Origin of the sequence: Sulfitobacter guttiformis (assembly GCF_003610455.1) — a bacterium.
GTDB classification, from domain to species: domain Bacteria; phylum Pseudomonadota; class Alphaproteobacteria; order Rhodobacterales; family Rhodobacteraceae; genus Sulfitobacter; species Sulfitobacter guttiformis.
The window spans coordinates 555007-570013 of record NZ_RAQK01000002.1; the positions used below are offsets into that span (position 1 = coordinate 555007).

15 protein-coding genes are annotated in these 15007 nt (G+C 57.4%); 7 read left to right on the forward strand and 8 right to left on the reverse strand.

From position 1 onward, the window contains the following. Position 1: 1 nt before the first annotated feature. Entirely contained in the window at positions 2-1129 is a 1128-nt protein-coding gene (gene tgt, locus C8N30_RS15290; RefSeq protein WP_025061924.1) for a tRNA guanosine(34) transglycosylase Tgt, read from the reverse strand. 110 nt (positions 1130-1239) lie between these two features. On the opposite strand from tgt, the gene C8N30_RS15295 reads away from it, so the two are divergent. The 5 genes from C8N30_RS15295 (at position 1240) to C8N30_RS15315 (ending at position 4699) form a co-directional block, all read left to right on the forward strand. Further along, entirely contained in the window at positions 1240-2133 is an 894-nt protein-coding gene (locus tag C8N30_RS15295; protein WP_025061923.1) for an SPFH domain-containing protein, read from the forward strand. After that, positions 2133-2414 (forward strand): hypothetical protein, encoded by a 282-nt coding sequence (locus C8N30_RS15300; RefSeq protein WP_025061922.1) that lies wholly within the window; start codon positions 2133-2135, stop codon positions 2412-2414. Before C8N30_RS15295 ends, C8N30_RS15300 begins: the two co-directional genes overlap by 1 nt. Before the next feature lie 138 nt (positions 2415-2552). Next, on the forward strand, positions 2553-2915 hold the full coding sequence (locus C8N30_RS15305) for an SUF system Fe-S cluster assembly protein (protein WP_025061921.1): 363 nt from the start codon (positions 2553-2555) through the stop codon (positions 2913-2915). A 127-nt stretch (positions 2916-3042) separates the two neighbouring features. After that, entirely contained in the window at positions 3043-4254 is a 1212-nt protein-coding gene (locus C8N30_RS15310) for a glycerophosphodiester phosphodiesterase family protein (protein WP_025061920.1), read from the forward strand. Positions 4255-4336: 82 nt separating this feature from the next. Next, positions 4337-4699 (forward strand): HesB/IscA family protein, encoded by a 363-nt coding sequence (locus C8N30_RS15315; protein ID WP_025061919.1) that lies wholly within the window; start codon positions 4337-4339, stop codon positions 4697-4699. 5 nt (positions 4700-4704) lie between these two features. Here the strand turns inward: C8N30_RS15315 and C8N30_RS15320 are convergent, their stop codons facing one another. Beyond that, positions 4705-5607 (reverse strand): isopenicillin N synthase family dioxygenase, encoded by a 903-nt coding sequence (locus tag C8N30_RS15320; protein WP_025061918.1) that lies wholly within the window; start codon positions 5605-5607, stop codon positions 4705-4707. A 114-nt stretch (positions 5608-5721) separates the two neighbouring features. Here C8N30_RS15320 and tpiA point away from each other — a divergent pair, with 114 nt between their 5' ends. Continuing rightward, entirely contained in the window at positions 5722-6471 is a 750-nt protein-coding gene (tpiA, locus tag C8N30_RS15325; RefSeq protein ID WP_025061917.1) for a triose-phosphate isomerase, read from the forward strand. Between the two features lie 109 nt (positions 6472-6580). Here the strand turns inward: tpiA and C8N30_RS15330 are convergent, their stop codons facing one another. From C8N30_RS15330 to C8N30_RS15350, 5 genes are all read right to left on the reverse strand, one after another. Continuing rightward, positions 6581-7957 carry a TRAP transporter large permease gene (locus C8N30_RS15330; RefSeq protein WP_025061916.1) on the reverse strand — a complete coding sequence of 459 codons (1377 nt, stop codon included), beginning with the start codon at positions 7955-7957 and terminating at the stop codon, positions 6581-6583. A gap of 4 nt (positions 7958-7961) precedes the next feature. Continuing rightward, positions 7962-8642: a TRAP transporter small permease gene (locus C8N30_RS15335; protein ID WP_025061915.1), complete on the reverse strand. Its 681-nt coding sequence runs from the start codon at positions 8640-8642 to the stop codon at positions 7962-7964. An 81-nt stretch (positions 8643-8723) separates the two neighbouring features. Then, on the reverse strand, positions 8724-9719 hold the full coding sequence (locus C8N30_RS15340; RefSeq protein ID WP_025061914.1) for a DctP family TRAP transporter solute-binding subunit: 996 nt from the start codon (positions 9717-9719) through the stop codon (positions 8724-8726). Positions 9720-9965: 246 nt separating this feature from the next. After that, positions 9966-11210: a sigma-54-dependent transcriptional regulator gene (locus C8N30_RS15345; protein WP_025061913.1), complete on the reverse strand. Its 1245-nt coding sequence runs from the start codon at positions 11208-11210 to the stop codon at positions 9966-9968. After that, a complete protein-coding gene (locus tag C8N30_RS15350; protein ID WP_051567278.1) occupies positions 11207-12967 on the reverse strand; it encodes a sensor histidine kinase in 1761 nt (586 codons plus the stop codon). Before C8N30_RS15350 ends, C8N30_RS15345 begins: the two co-directional genes overlap by 4 nt. A gap of 59 nt (positions 12968-13026) precedes the next feature. Here C8N30_RS15350 and C8N30_RS15355 point away from each other — a divergent pair, with 59 nt between their 5' ends. Beyond that, complete coding sequence (locus tag C8N30_RS15355; protein ID WP_025061911.1) at positions 13027-14211, forward strand: cytochrome P450; 1185 nt, start codon at positions 13027-13029, stop codon at positions 14209-14211. A gap of 238 nt (positions 14212-14449) precedes the next feature. On the opposite strand, the gene C8N30_RS15360 is transcribed toward C8N30_RS15355, so the two are convergent. Further along, the gene (locus C8N30_RS15360; RefSeq protein ID WP_025061910.1) at positions 14450-14911 is read right to left on the reverse strand and encodes an Lrp/AsnC family transcriptional regulator; all 462 of its coding nucleotides are present in this window, start codon (positions 14909-14911) and stop codon (positions 14450-14452) included. Between the last annotated feature and the right edge of the window lie 96 nt (positions 14912-15007).

A 15007-nucleotide genomic window follows, 5' to 3' on the forward strand; every position in this document is an offset into this window, starting at 1 on the left:
TCTAGAGGGGGTCGATATCGCCCTGTGCGCGGGTGCTGTGGAAATCGGACTGCCATTTCTGGAACGTCCCCGCCGCGATTGTTTCCCGCATGCCTGCCATAATATCCTGATAATAACGCAGGTTATGCCATGTGAGCAGCATCGAGCTGATCATTTCCTGCGAGCGGAAGACGTGGTGCAGGTATGCACGCGAATAATGCGAACACGCCGGACAGCCGCAGCCTTCGTCCAGGGGCCGCGGATCATCGGCGTGGCGCGCGTTCTTTATGTTAAGTACACCTTGGCGGGTAAACACCTGCCCTGTGCGCCCTGACCGCGATGGCAAAACACAGTCCATCATGTCGATGCCGCGCGCCACGGCGCCCACAATATCGTCGGGTTTGCCTACACCCATGAGGTAGCGCGGCTTTTCCACTGGCAGCTGGTCGGCAGCATAATCGAGACAGCCGAACATCGCCTCCTGCCCTTCGCCCACGGCCAGACCGCCCACGGCATATCCGTCAAATCCGATTTCGCGCAGCGCCTCGGCTGAGACCTTTCGTAGATCCTCCTCCAGCCCACCCTGTTGAATACCAAACAATGCGTGACCGGGACGATCGCCGAATGCCTCACGGGAGCGTTTTGCCCACCGCATCGACAGCTCCATGCTTTGCGCAATGCGGTCACGGTCCGCAGGCAGTGCGGGACATTCATCAAAACACATCACGATGTCAGAGCCCAGCAATGCCTGAATTTCCATAGAGCGCTCTGGCGTGATTTCGTGCTTGGAGCCGTCGATATGACTTTTGAAGGTTACGCCACGCTCGGTAAGCTTGCGCAGGTTGGCAAGGCTCATGACTTGAAAACCGCCCGAATCCGTCAAAATTGGCCGGTCCCAGTTCATGAATTTATGCAGGCCGCCAAGGCGGTCGATCCGTTCGGCCGTAGGGCGCAGCATCAAATGATATGTATTGCCCAGCAAAATGTCTGCGCCGGTTTCACGGACCGATGAAGGCATCATCGCTTTTACCGTGGCGGCGGTGCCAACCGGCATAAACGCAGGGGTGCGGATCTCGCCGCGCGGGGTGTTGATCACGCCTGTGCGGGCCTGCCCGTCAGTAGCGTTGATCTGGTATGAAAATCCGGTCATCTGAAACCCTCTGCCCTGTTGCCCTGCTGCCCTAACCCACTGCCGTGCTTCTTGCAATCGGTCGGGCACGCGTCCACATTGGTGAGGAACACCACCAAAGGAATACGGCATTGAGTATTGAAGAATTGGCCCTGAATATAATCCAGAGCAACCTCGGATGGCTTTTGCTGGCGCTTGTGCTGATCGTTGTTGTACTGAAGGCTGTTAAAATAGTGCCGCAATCAGAGCAGCATGTGGTAGAGCGTTTTGGTCGCCTGCGTGCCGTACTCGGACCTGGCATTAATCTGATCGTGCCGTTTTTCGACAAAATCGCTCATCAGATTTCCATTCTGGAGCGTCAACTGCCCACCGCCAGTCAGGATGCAATTACCCGGGACAACGTGCTGGTTCAGGTGGATACTTCCGTCTTCTACCGGATCATCGAGCCTGAAAAGACCGTCTACCGCATCCGCGATGTGGATTCAGCGATTGCCACAACCGTCGCGGGCATCGTGCGCGCCGAAATCGGGATGATGGACCTCGACGAGGTTCAGGCCAACCGCTCGGCCCTGATCGCGACCATCAAGAACAACGTGGTTGAATCGGTCGAGAACTGGGGGATCGAGGTAACACGCGCCGAAATCCTTGACGTCAATCTGGACGCTGCCACGCGGGCGGCCATGATGCAGCAGCTCAACGCCGAGCGTGCGCGCCGTGCGCAGGTCACCGAGGCGGAGGGCAAGAAGCGCGCCGTCGAACTGGCCGCCGACGCCGAACTTTATGCCTCCGAGCAGACCGCCAAAGCGCGCCGTGTACTGGCCGATGCCGAAGCTTATGCAACCCAGATCGTCGCAGTCGCCATTAACGAAAACGGGCTGGAGGCTGCGCAATACCAGATTGCCCTCAAGCAGGTCGAAGCTTTGGGCGTCATGAGCAGTGGGGCGGGCAGCAACACGATTGTTGTCCCCTCAGAAGCGCTCGCAGCCTTTGGGGATGCCTTCAAGCTGCTGAAAGGACGCAGCTGATGGATCCGGCCAGCATCCTTCAGATCTGGTGGGTCTGGCTCAGTGCGGCGCTCGCACTTGCCCTGATCGAGCTTATCGCTCCAGCTTCGATTTTTCTGGGCTTCGCGCTCGGGGCGCTGGCCATGGCCGGTATCGTTGCCTTTGGCGCAATCACCAACACCTCCGCCCTTCTGGCGCTGTTTGCGGGTCTGTCACTTGGAGCTTGGATCGTGCTCAAGCTGGTGTTCAAAAGCCAGTCAAGCGGCGCGCGAATTGTTAAACGCGATATTAACGAGGGCTAGCTTGTGAAAGCGCGTTGCATCCCTTTACGCCGTGCTCTGTAATCCATATATGAATTCCGTAGGTAAACACTCAAGTTTCCAACACTCAATTTTACGGCAGCCGGATTTATGGCTGTCTGGTTTATGAGCGAGGCGCAGATGACTAATTCAACACCCCCTCTCGAAGGTACTCCGCTGATCGCGCCGTCCAGTACCGATCATCCGCTGTACGAGCAAGTGGTCGAGGCCTGTCGCTCCGTCTATGACCCGGAAATCCCTGTAAATATCTATGAGCTGGGATTGATTTACACCATTGATATTAACGAAGAGAATGCGGTTGATATCAAAATGTCGCTGACTGCACCGGGGTGCCCCGTCGCAGGCGAAATGCCGGGTTGGGTCGCTGATGCGGTTGAACCGCTGGCTGGCGTGAAGCACGTCAACGTCGAGCTGGTCTGGGAGCCACCGTGGGGCATGGACATGATGTCTGACGAGGCACGTCTAGAACTGGGCTTTATGTAAACTTGCACTGCGGCATTTTACGAAGCTGACACAAAACAACAATCCAACCGACATATATCTGTCGTGAAACTGTTACGGCTCCGCGTCATTCAGGCGATGTTATATCCTGACTTGACCGGAGACTTGAATGTCACGTAAATTATCGCTTTTTGCCCTTGCTCTACTGCCTGCTGCGGCGCTGGCCGATGGACACACGACTTCCCTTGGCCTGTCCTATGGACCGCGTCCTGCGGCCCTTGTAGACAAGCTTCCCGAGGGTGCGCTCAAAGATAAACTGATGTCGTGCAGCACCCAAGTGCCGACGCAGACTGCATTTTCCATCGGCCACCGCGGCGCGCCACTGATGTTCCCCGAACACACGGTGCAAAGTAATGTCGCCGCAGCGCGGATGGGCGCAGGCGTGCTGGAATGTGATGTGACATTTACCAAAGACCACGAATTGGTCTGCCGTCACGCGCAAAACGACCTGCACACGACGACAAACATCCTTGTGTCCGACCTCGCCAGCACATGCGTGACACCGTTTGCATCTGCGCAGGGCGAAACCGCCGCCACGGCAGAATGCCGCACGTCCGAGCTGACGCTGGAGGAGTTCAACACATTAACGCCCAAAATGGACAGCGCCGATACAGCGGCCCTGACCGCCGAGGCCTATCAGGGCGGCGTTGCCCCGTGGCGCACACAACTCTACACCGACAAAGCGACGCTGATGACACACGCGGAGTCGATCGAACTGTTCAAATCCCTTGGTGCGAAATTCACCCCCGAGCTGAAGAGTGCCTCGGTCGAAATGCCCCATGACGGGTTTTCGCAAGCCGATTATGCGCAAAAACTGGTGGATGAATATGTGGCTGCCGGTGTACCCGCGACAGATGTTTTTCCACAGTCCTTCAACGTCGAAGACGTCTATTACTGGATCGACAATGCGCCCGAATTTGGCGCGCAGGCTGTCTACCTTGTGGAATGGACAGAAGGCTTTGACGAGCAAAACGCCGAGACATGGTTGCAGGACTTCGACGCACTCAAAGAGCGCGGCGTGAATTATATCAGTGCCTCGCTCAATATGCTGATGACCAATCAGGACGGTAAGATCGCGGCGTCCGATTATGCCAAAGCAGCCAAAGCAGCAGACATCACGCTGATTGCCTGGACGCTCGAACGCTCCGGCCCTCTGGCATCGGGCGGCGGCTGGTACTTCCAATCGGTCGGCGACATTATCAAGGACGACAGCGATTATCTGGTCGCGCTTGATGTACTGGCGCAGGATGTGGGCGTGGCCGGCGTCTTCTCTGACTGGCCTGCGACAGTGACCTACTACGCCAACTGCATGGGCCTCTAGGCACAACAATCGCTTAACCTAGGGCGGCGGGGCTTGAGATTGCTCCGCCGTCCGCTTATCTATGATTCAAAGGAGCTCCATTATGTTCGGCATTCCAGGCAAGCAGGCGGTCACTATGACCGATAAAGCAGCAGCACAGATCATTAAACTGATGACGTCGAAGGGCCATGCAGGTCTGCGCATTGGCGTGAAAAAAGGCGGCTGTGCCGGTATGGAATATACGATGGAGTATGTGGACGATGCTGATCCGAACGACGAGGTCGTTGAGCAGGACGGCGCACGGGTGATGATCGCGCCAATGGCACAGATGTTCCTTTTCGGCACCCAAATCGACTATGAGACATCGCTGCTGGAAAGCGCATTCAAATTCAACAACCCAAACGTCTCCGAAGCCTGCGGTTGTGGCGAATCCATCAAGTTCGATGAAACACTTTTCGCCAAGTAGAATGACTACTTTTTCAGGTGCAGATAGGTCTCGCCAAACCGTGCGGCCAGATGCTCCCCCGCCAAAATCACTTTCTCCGAACCTCTCGGCGCGACATTGGTGTTGTGTGCAGGATTGAAAAACAACGGTACCGATATGCGCTCGTTCACGCCACCGACCACACGGTGGGGTGTCGCGCGAACAAGTCCGTCCGTCCAAACCTCCATCATCTCGCCAAAGTTGATGACAAATGTGCCGGGCTCCGCACTGACTGGTATCCATCCACCCCCGCGTTTTCGCACCTCCAACCCTGGTGAACCATCTGTCGCGAGCAAGGTAAGACAGCCATAATCGGTGTGAGTAGCGATACCGAAATCCTTCGCCCCTGCCCAATCGGGCCGCTTTGGATAATAATTGCCGCGCAGCAGGGCCATAGGCGTCCCGAACGCTGCGTCGAACGCATCGCGCGGCGCGCCAACTGCCTCCGACAAGCCCCGCAATACCTCCAGCGCTACAACCCGCGCATCATCGTAGTAGGCGCGTATGACCTTGGCAAATTGGTCGGGGTTTGCGGGCCAGAAGTTCGGAGCGTAAACAGACATCGTGCGGCGCGGATCCACTTCGGGCAACTCGATCCCGCTGTCGAAATATTGTTTGTAGTCTGGATTTGCATCTGGATCGACCTGCTCTGATCCCGGTGCGCCCCAGCCCCTGTTCGCGCCGGTACGCGCCATGTCATAGGCGCGCTTTTTGGTATCCGATAGCTTGAAAAACGCACGGTAAGTCTCGATCACCTCGCGCACGCGCGCGCCAGACAGGGCAGTGTTGTAGACAGTGGCAAATCCCACGCCAGTTGCCGCATCGCGCATCGCGTCCAGCGCAGCAGGCTCTCCCGCGCTCAGGGCCTCAAGGTCGACAGACGGGATCATAACACCAGCTCCTCATTGGTATGCGCAAGCTATAACGCGCCGCTGCGCCCAACGCCATCGTTGAACCTGCGGCAGGCCGGTGCTAGGCATGGCTATCAAACCAAAGGACAGCAGATGCGACGTAAACTGGCAGCAGGAAACTGGAAGATGAACGGCACTGCAGCAAGTCTCGCAGAGCTTGAGGCCCTCAAATCACTCCTGCCTGCCGATACGCCCGATGTTGTGATTTGCCCACCTGCCCCCTTGTTGTTTCGGGCAACGCAGGCTGCAAAAGGCACCAGTATCCGCATCGGCGCACAGGATTGCCATATGCAAGCCAGCGGTGCCTTTACCGGTGACATCTCTGCTGACATGATCGCAGACACGGGCGCCACCTATGTTATCGTTGGTCATTCTGAGCGGCGCGAGGCCCATGAAGAGCGCGATCGTGATGTGCGCAAAAAAGCAAAAAGCGCTTGGGCTGCCGATCTTACTGCAATCATCTGCATTGGCGAGACACTCGAAGATCACGAGGCGAACAATACGCTCGACATTATCGCAGGCCAGCTTGCAGGGTCCCTGCCCGGCGAGATGACCCCCACCAACACTGTTATCGCCTATGAACCAATCTGGGCTATCGGTACCGGAAAGGTCCCGACGCTGGACCAGATCGTCGAGGTCCATGACTTTATCCGCGAGCGTATCACCACCCGCTACGGCGCACCGGTCGCAGAGTTGATCCCCCTTCTCTATGGCGGCTCTGTCAAACCCGACAATGCCGCGATGATCTTTCAGGCCGAGAACGTCGACGGCGCACTTGTTGGCGGCGCTTCGCTCAAAGCTGCGGATTTCGGCCCCATCATCTCAGCTTTGGCAAAAAGCTGAGAGCCGCGGAAAGCCGCATCTCTCTTTTCCAACTTTTCATTCACCACATAAAAGGGCGCGAGACTGTCACAGTTTCGCGCCCTTTCTTTGATGTCTGATATCGAACCCGCTATTTTATGATGATCTCGGGGCCCATCATCATCGTCGGCAACCATGTCGAGATGATAGGTATATAAGTTACCATAATCAGAAAGACGAACAGCACCGCGAGGAAGGGCAGTGCCGCACGCACCACATTCATCATCGGCATGTTCGCCACACCGGATGTTACAAAGAGATTAAGACCCACGGGCGGTGTAATCATGCCGATTTCCATGTTCACCACCATAATGATACCAAGATGGATAGGATCAATTCCCAACTCGATCGCGATGGGAAACACCAAAGGCGCTACGATGACCAGCAGGCCGGACGGCTCCATAAACTGACCACCGATTAGCAGGATCACGTTTACGATCACCAAAAACATTACCGGTCCAAAGCCCGCATTCAGCATCGCAGCCGAGATTTGTTGCGGGATCTGTTCGTCGGTCAACACGTGTTTCAGGATCAGCGCATTGGCGATGATAAACATCAGCGTTACGGTGAGTTTACCCGCCTCGAACAGGGTATTGCGCGTGTCGCGGTGGAAAAACGCGGTGATCAACACCCAAGGTCGTTGCAGGAACGAAATGTTCTGCCCCTCCCCCTTTACGTGCAATGGCCCCATGTCACGGTAGACAAAGCTTGCGATGAAGAAGGCATAAACCGCTGCGACCGCTGCTGCCTCGGTGGGTGTGAATACCCCGCCATAGATGCCGCCAAGGATAATCACGATCAGGAAAAGGCCCCAGCCCGCTTCGATGCCCGACCGGCGCACCTCGCCCCAGCCCTGCCATTCACCTTTGGGCAAGTTGCGGACACGCGCGATGATGTAGATGGTCAGCATCAGCATAAAACCCGCCAACAGACCTGGAATAACACCGGCAAGGAACATCCGGCCCACCGATACATCCGTGGCAGAAGCATAGACCACCATCACAATACTGGGCGGGATCAGGATGCCCAAAGTACCTGCAACGGCGATCACACCGGCGGCAAAATCCTTGGTATAGCCGACCTCGCGCATGCCGACGATCACGATGGAGCCAATGGCGACCACAGTGGCCGGAGACGAGCCCGAGAGAGCGGCGAACATCATGCAGGCGAAGACACCCGCAATTGCCAGACCGCCGGGCAGATGCCCCACAAGGGCGATCGAGAATCGGATGATCCGTCGCGCCACCCCACCTGTGGACATAAAGCTGGAGGCGAGGACGAAGAACGGGATCGCCAGCAGAGTGTAATGCCCCGCCATCGCCTGAAACAAAGTCTGCGCAATAGAGGCCAGCGACGTATCACTGAGCACCAGCAAAAAGATAATGGATGAGGTACCAAGCGAGACCGCAATCGGCACACCGATCAGCATCAGGCCGATCACCATCGTAAAGAGGACAAAAACTTCCATTTGCTTACTTCTCCGCGTTCAAATGCGCGACATCCTTGATGTCGTCTTCGGCTTCATGGCTTACGATCAGGCTGGTCGCCTCGCCGGTCCAGATGCGGATGAACGCCTGAATGAACCGGAACAACAAAAGCCCCATTCCGAAGGGCAGGATGACATAGGGAATAAAGCGCGGCAGTTTTCCGTAGGCCTCACCCTCGTTCATAATAGGCTCAATCCAGCGGAGCCATTCGGGGAACGGCAGGTCGATTACTTCGTACCATGCCTGATCGCGGCTGTTGGCGAATCCCGTGGGGAACCAGCGTCCGGTAGTAGCATCAAGTCCGGCAAATGGCGCCCAGTAATCCCACGCACCCTTTAATACCAGACCCGCATAGGCAATGCAGACCGCCCCTGCGATCAGCGCCAGCACCTTGCGGACCGGTGGTTGAAAAAGGTTGATCACCGCATCGACACCCAATTGCGCCGTGACCTTGACGGTATAGCTGACCCCGAACAAAACGAGCCACGCGAACAGGAACGTCACAGCCTCAAGACCCCAGATGAGGCCGGTATTAAAACCATAGCGGAGCACCACATTCACAAATGTGAGAAGTGTCATCAGCCCCAGCAAAACGGCGATTGCTGTCTCTTCTATTTCATTGACGATGCGGCCAAGGGCCGTCTTTGCCACATATGCATGTGCCATGGGAAACCGCTCCTGCGAAGAAGGATAAAAACCACCCCGCCCGTGAAGCCACAGGCGGGGTGTGTCCAAGACTGCGACGTCTTAGTGCTTGGCGTTGATCGCTTGGGCCGCGTCGATGTTTTCCTGACCTACGTCGTCCCGGAACTGATCCCAGACCGGCTTCATCGCTGCAATCCATGCCTCGCGCTGTGCTTCGTCCAGTTCACGCACTTCGCCACCTGCCGCAATGATCGCTGCACGGGATTCCAGATCGACGTTGGTGGATTCAGCATTGCGCGACGTTGTCACTTCGTCAACGATGGTGGCCAACTGTGTGCGCACGTCCTCTGGCAGGCCATCCCACCAGTCAGTATTCGTTACAAGCATGTAGTCGATGATGCCGTGGTTGGTCTCTGTCGTGCCGTCCTGCACTTCAAAGAACTTCTGACCATAGATGTTGGACCATGTGTTTTCCTGACCATCCACAACCTTGGTCTGGAGCGCGCCATACACTTCGGAGAAGGCCATTGGCTGTGGGCTCACGCCGATGGCTTCCATCTGCGCCTTGATCACGTCGGATGGCTGAACGCGGAACTTGAGGCCGGCAGCATCTGTTGGTAGCAAAAGCGGCTTGTTGGCCGACATCTGCTTCATACCGTTGTGCCAGAATGCCAGCCCCAGCAAACCACGGCGCGTCATGGATTCCTTCATCGCCTGACCGGCTTCGGAGTTCTGGAACTCGTCGACTGCGTTGATGTTCTTGAACATGAACGGAAGGTCAAAAATGCTGAACACTTTGGTGAACTGTTCGAACTTTGACAAAGACGGTGCCGCCATCTGTACATCGCCCTGCAGCAGCGCCTCAAGAACCTGATCATCGTTATAAAGCGTCGAGTTCGGGAAGACTTCCATGCAGGCCTTGCCGTTCATCTCTTCATTGATGCGGCTCTCCAGCAGGGTTGCTGCGATGCCTTTTGGGTGCTTGTCGCTGTTGGTGACGTGGCTCAGCTTAATTACGATTTCACCGTCATCACAGGCCGCAGCTGCGGCACCGGCGGACAAGGAAATGGCCAGAACGGCCGCTGTTACAAATTTCATGATGTCTCCTCCCAGAGATTTTATTCACACGGCGGGTTCATGCCGCAATGCGTCACTATTATGTTACCCCCGCAACCACGCAAGGCACTGGTCGGCGCAAAAAATGCAAGCAATTTTTATTATCTAAAACATGCACTTAACCATCTTTAGGTTTTTGTTAGCGCAAGCGTATTTCCCAGAAAGTGCGGAAAACCGCACCTGCCTCCCGAAAGTTGTGCGGATTTCCGCACACACCTGCACCGCGACTCAGCTGCGGAATTCCTCAGGTTTGATCCCGTAACGCGTACATTTATCGTAGAATGTCTTGCGCGGGAGTTTGAGCGCGCGGGCGGCTTCGGTTGCCTGACCCTGCGCGCGGCGTAGTGCGCCCTCGATCAGCGACTGTTCAACTTGGGCCATGTGAGCAGTCAGACCAAGTGTCTCGTCCACCTCGCGCAATTCGGGCCGGTCCAGTTCTGTCATGCCCATTACAAACCGCATCGCCTCTGTCATGAGGGCACGGGCGTTTCCGGGCCATTCGCGGGCCATCAGAGCAGCGTCAATTTGCGCGCCCACCGGCGGAGCGGGCTGCCCGCTTTGCTCTGCCGCCTGCGCGACATAGTGGCGGAACAGCACCGGAATATCCTCGGGCCGTTCTGAGAGCGCGGGAATGCGCACGGGCATAACAGCGAGGCGGTAATAAAGATCGGCGTTGAAGCGCCCCGCTTCCATCTCGGCGGCCAGATCACGGGTGGTGCCCGCGATAAGCCGCGTGGTGGGCGCACCATCAAGGGTCTCGGCCAATGCCATCTGGCTTTGTGCAGGGAGTAATGCGATCTCGTCGATAAAAAGGCTTCCGCCCTCCCCTTCGGTGTAAACCGCGCCGAGCGCCAAGGCATCCAGATCGGAAGCTGCGCGTTTCAAAAATGGCCGTTTCGAGCGGAGCGAGCTGAGATGGATCACTTCGGCAATCTTGGAGATGCCCGAGCCCTGTGCCCCGCTCACCAACACGTCACCCTGCGCCTGCGCCACACGGCGCACATGCGCCCGCAGGCCCTGCGCCAGTCCGGAGGCGCCAAAAATCATCCGTGCAGCCGGATCACCGCTCTCGACCAACTCACGCAACTGGCGGTTTTCGAGAACGAGGCTGCGCGTTTTGAGCGCTCGCTCAACCACTGCCAACAACTCCTTGGCTGCACAGGGTTTTTCCAGAAAATCAAACGCACCTTCGCCCATAGCCTTAACCGCCATCGGGATGTCCCCCTCTCCGGTGAGCAAAATCACCGGAATGTCGGGATCGACTCCTTGGGCATGAGACAGCAGGTGAAAACCGTCACGCCCCGGCATCCGGATATCGGACACAATAACGCCGTCAAACTCCGGCTTGATGTGATCTGCCGCAACCACAAACGACCCCGCAGCGATGCAGTGCAGATCTGCCAGCTCAAGCGTCTGTGCAAGCGCCTCGCGCACAGCGGCATCGTCATCAACCAATAAAACCGTCACACTCATGCAGCGCGCTCCTGTGCCATAGGCAGCAATGTAACCGAAAAACATGCGCCGCCGTCCGTATTATATGCTCGGATCTCGCCGCCGACACTTTGTACAATGGCATAGCTGATCGACAACCCCAGTCCCACGCCCTTGGCAGCGCCCACTTCTTTGGTTGTGTAGAAGGGATCGAACACCTGTTCGGGGGCTGCAATGCCGGGTCCTGTATCGCTGATGGTCACGGTTATGTTGACCGCTTGAACGATGTCTACGGTCAAACGGCGTACGGCAATTCCCTCCATCGCGTCCAGCGCATTCGTGATCAGATTAATGAACACCTGCCCCAAACGCACCTCGCCACCGCGCACCCAGATTGGCAGGGCGGGCGCTGTAAAATCGATGCTCACCCCCATCTCGTCACTGCGCGCTTGCGTCATTTCCAGCGCCGAATTGATCACAGCTCCCAGATCAACGCGCACCTGCTGCACGCTTTCTTGCTTGGAGAAGGCGCGCAGGTTTTTGATGATCCGCCCCATCCGGTCTGCCATATCAGAAATCCGCATCAGATTCTCTGCGGCGCGCTCGGGCTTCCCGCGTGCGATGAATTGGACCCCGTTTTCGGCAAATGATTGAACCGCCATCAGCGGCTGGTTGAGTTCGTGACTGATCCCCGCACTCAGTTGCCCCAACGCGCTCAACTTGCTCGCCTGCACCAGATCATCCTGCGCGCGCGCAAGGGCAAGTTGTGCCTCCGTCCGCTCGGATGCTTCGCGCCGTAGTTCGTTGTTTATGTCGCGCAAGGCCTGTGTGCGCGCGCGTACCCTTGCCTCAAGCTGGGCATTGGCACGGGTGAGCGTACGCCGCCGCTCGGTCGCCAAAAACAACAGGGCGCCAAACGCAAGGCACAGCGCCGCCACAGCAGCCGCCTGCGAAGCCGCAAGGCGGCGCACAGGTGCGACGCTCATCAATACCTCACCGGTCATGCCGATCACCGGCAAGTCCCGCGTCAGGTGCAGTGCTTCTTGTGGTAGGTAAGGACCCAGACCCAGATGCCAGATCTCGTGCGGCCCGAAAAAGCTGGTGCGGAAATCTGGCGCACCGCCGAGGGGCGGCCACAGGCCCGGCTCTCCGTTAGGCCGCTGCCAGAATATCAGCTCGGAGCGGTTGGAGACCTGCACCTGTCCTGCCCCATCTGTGAAGAACACCGGAGCGGTATCTCCGCGCCACGCATAATCGACAGAGGCCAGATCGGTCGAGACAACCAATGCGCCCAGCACGGAACCTTCGTCACCGAAAACAGGTGCCGCGTAAAAATAGCTGCGCCCTGCGCCCGCGTCTGAGCCGTAACCGCGCCCCAGCGCCCCGTTTAGCGCCCGTTTTACGAAAGCGCGCGCATTCACACTGCCCGCGCCATCACTTGCCGCAGCCAGCACACGCCCTGAACGGTCGATCACCATAACATCCGACGCAGCGCCACGGTCTGCCACCCCGCGCAACAACAAAGCATCCTCAGGCCGAACCGTGCCCTCCAAGGCCCGCACCACCTGCGGATGATCGGCCATCACCACAGCAAGGTCACGGTAACGCTGAAGTTGGCCGACCAAGCGGTCACTGGCCAGCGCCAGATCGGCATTGGCCCGCGACGACAATTGCGACATGCCCTGATACGTTGCGTACCGCCAGACCGCCCCCGCCAGCAGCGCCACACAGGTCAAAAACACCGCCACTCCGAGGCTGCGCGCAAGAAATCCGTCCCTGATGGAAATTCTGACTTTCATAACCGGTAATTTATGCACCAAACCTTGCATTGACCAGCACAACTGCGCTTGATGCGCGCATGATAAGCCTCAGCCAATCCCCGCATGATCCTGCCTTTGTGCAAAACCCATATCCCTTTTATGATCGGGCCCGCGCTTCCGGTCCGGTCGTTTTCTGGGAGGATTACGGCATGCCGGCAGCTTTTGATGCCGCAACGGTGGCTGCTTTGCTGCGGGACAAGCGTCTGGGCCGTGCAGTGCCACACGACCAGCGCCGGCCAGTGCCCGCCCACCTTGAACCCTTCCACGCCGTCGAGCAGTTTTCCATGCTCGAGCTAGAGCCGCCCGATCACACCCGCCTGCGTGGCTTGGTGCTGCGCGCCTTCACGTCCCGCAGGATCAAGGCGTTACAGCCGGATATTGCGGAGATTACCGATGATCTTCTCGGGCAACTCCCCCGCGACACCCCTTTCGATCTGATCCCCACCTTTTGCACCCAACTGCCCGTTCGCATAATTGCGCGGCTGCTGGGGGTGCCCGAAGCTATGGCTCCCGATCTGCTGCGCTGGTCTTCGGATATGGTTGCGATGTACCAGGCGGGCCGGAGCCGACAGATTGAGGAGGCCGCCGCGACCGCCGCAACCGAGTTCGCAGAATTCCTAACGGCCTATATCGACGAACGTCGCAATACGCCTGCCAATGATCTGATCACCGAGCTTATTTCGGCAGAGCAAAGCGGCACCCGCCTGAGCACACCGGAGCTGATTAGTACCTGCGTTCTTTTGCTCAACGCAGGCCATGAGGCCACTGTGCACAGCCTTGGAAATGCGGTGAAATGCCTGCTGGAGCACGCCACGCCACAAGCAGCACTTGATCCCGCGCATATCGCGCCCACCTGCGAGGAGCTTTTGCGTTTCACACCGCCGCTTCATATGTTTGACCGCCATGTCTATGAAGATGTCGATCTCGGGGATATCACCCTCAAGCAAGGCAGCCGTGTTGGCCTTGTCCTCGCTGCTGCAGGTCGTGATCCGGCACTCTATGTTGACGCCGACCAGTTTCGCCCCGAGCGCCCGGTCAAGCCACATGCGGCCTTCGGCGGGGGGGTGCATTTTTGTGTCGGCGCGCCGCTGGCGCGGATGGAGATGCAGATCGCCCTGCCCGCTCTGTTTAAACATTTTCCAAAGCTGGCGCTGGGAGATAGTCCGAGCTTCTCAGATTCTTACCACTTCCACAAATTAGACAAACTACTTGTGCATTCGTGAGATCTGCGAGGGCCAATGATTGTAACACGGGCGCGCATATTCTCACCTCCTCCTTGAGGTGCTGACATATTGCACCTCAAAACCTCCAATGTCGTCCGGGGCACACAGTACTCCGTACACATTCGACACTTTTTTGTAGAGTTCCGACCGCCCTGCGCCACAACACGGTTTGTGCTCACCATTTCATATGCGCACCCGCAATAAATCTGATGCGCGAAGCGCTATTTTGGATCAGCCCTTAAAGCGGGAGCATCGTGGTTGATTTTATCTGCTCCATCGATAACAGCGCCGTCACGTTGTGCACCCGCACCTCTCCGATCAGCGCTTGATAAAAGCGATCGTAGGCACGCGCATTCTCCACCCGTACCTTCAGGATATAGTCGATGTCACCTGCAAGCCTGTGCGCCTCCTGCACCTCGGGCCTATCCTGTAGCGCCTTGAGAAACCGCGCCTGCCATTCGGCCTCGTGCTCGGACGTGCGGATCAAAACAAAAAAACAGGCCTCGAACCCCAGCAACTCTGCATCCAGCACAACAGTCTGCTGGCCGATCACCCCCGCTTCGCGAAGCTTCCGAATCCGGTTCCAAACCGGCGTCTTGCTAGAGCCCACCTCGCGCGCAATTTCATCCAGCGAGCGGCTCGCGTCGGCTTGCAACGCCGCTAAAATCTTCCTGTCCGTGTCGTCTATCCGAACACTCATTCCGTTTCTCCCTGCTTTCCAGACCGCTTGTTCCAATCCTTACACAAAAGGGAACATATGTCCTTATGTATTCGGCCATATGGCGTAAATACAGAA

Coding starts and splice junctions, on each gene's coding strand:
- C8N30_RS15360 (WP_025061910.1), bottom strand. CDS start 14,911: ATGAGTGTTCGGATAGACGACACGGACAGGAAGATTTTAGCGGCGTTG.
- tgt (WP_025061924.1), bottom strand. CDS start 1,129: ATGACCGGATTTTCATACCAGATCAACGCTACTGACGGGCAGGCCCGC.
- C8N30_RS15335 (WP_025061915.1), bottom strand. CDS start 8,642: ATGGCACATGCATATGTGGCAAAGACGGCCCTTGGCCGCATCGTCAAT.
- C8N30_RS15330 (WP_025061916.1), bottom strand. CDS start 7,957: ATGGAAGTTTTTGTCCTCTTTACGATGGTGATCGGCCTGATGCTGATC.
- C8N30_RS15340 (WP_025061914.1), bottom strand. CDS start 9,719: ATGAAATTTGTAACAGCGGCCGTTCTGGCCATTTCCTTGTCCGCCGGT.
- C8N30_RS15305 (WP_025061921.1), top strand. CDS start 2,553: ATGACTAATTCAACACCCCCTCTCGAAGGTACTCCGCTGATCGCGCCG.
- C8N30_RS15355 (WP_025061911.1), top strand. CDS start 13,027: ATGATAAGCCTCAGCCAATCCCCGCATGATCCTGCCTTTGTGCAAAAC.
- C8N30_RS15300 (WP_025061922.1), top strand. CDS start 2,133: ATGGATCCGGCCAGCATCCTTCAGATCTGGTGGGTCTGGCTCAGTGCG.
- C8N30_RS15310 (WP_025061920.1), top strand. CDS start 3,043: ATGTCACGTAAATTATCGCTTTTTGCCCTTGCTCTACTGCCTGCTGCG.
- tpiA (WP_025061917.1), top strand. CDS start 5,722: ATGCGACGTAAACTGGCAGCAGGAAACTGGAAGATGAACGGCACTGCA.
- C8N30_RS15345 (WP_025061913.1), bottom strand. CDS start 11,210: ATGAGTGTGACGGTTTTATTGGTTGATGACGATGCCGCTGTGCGCGAG.
- C8N30_RS15350 (WP_051567278.1), bottom strand. CDS start 12,967: ATGAAAGTCAGAATTTCCATCAGGGACGGATTTCTTGCGCGCAGCCTC.
- C8N30_RS15320 (WP_025061918.1), bottom strand. CDS start 5,607: ATGATCCCGTCTGTCGACCTTGAGGCCCTGAGCGCGGGAGAGCCTGCT.
- C8N30_RS15315 (WP_025061919.1), top strand. CDS start 4,337: ATGTTCGGCATTCCAGGCAAGCAGGCGGTCACTATGACCGATAAAGCA.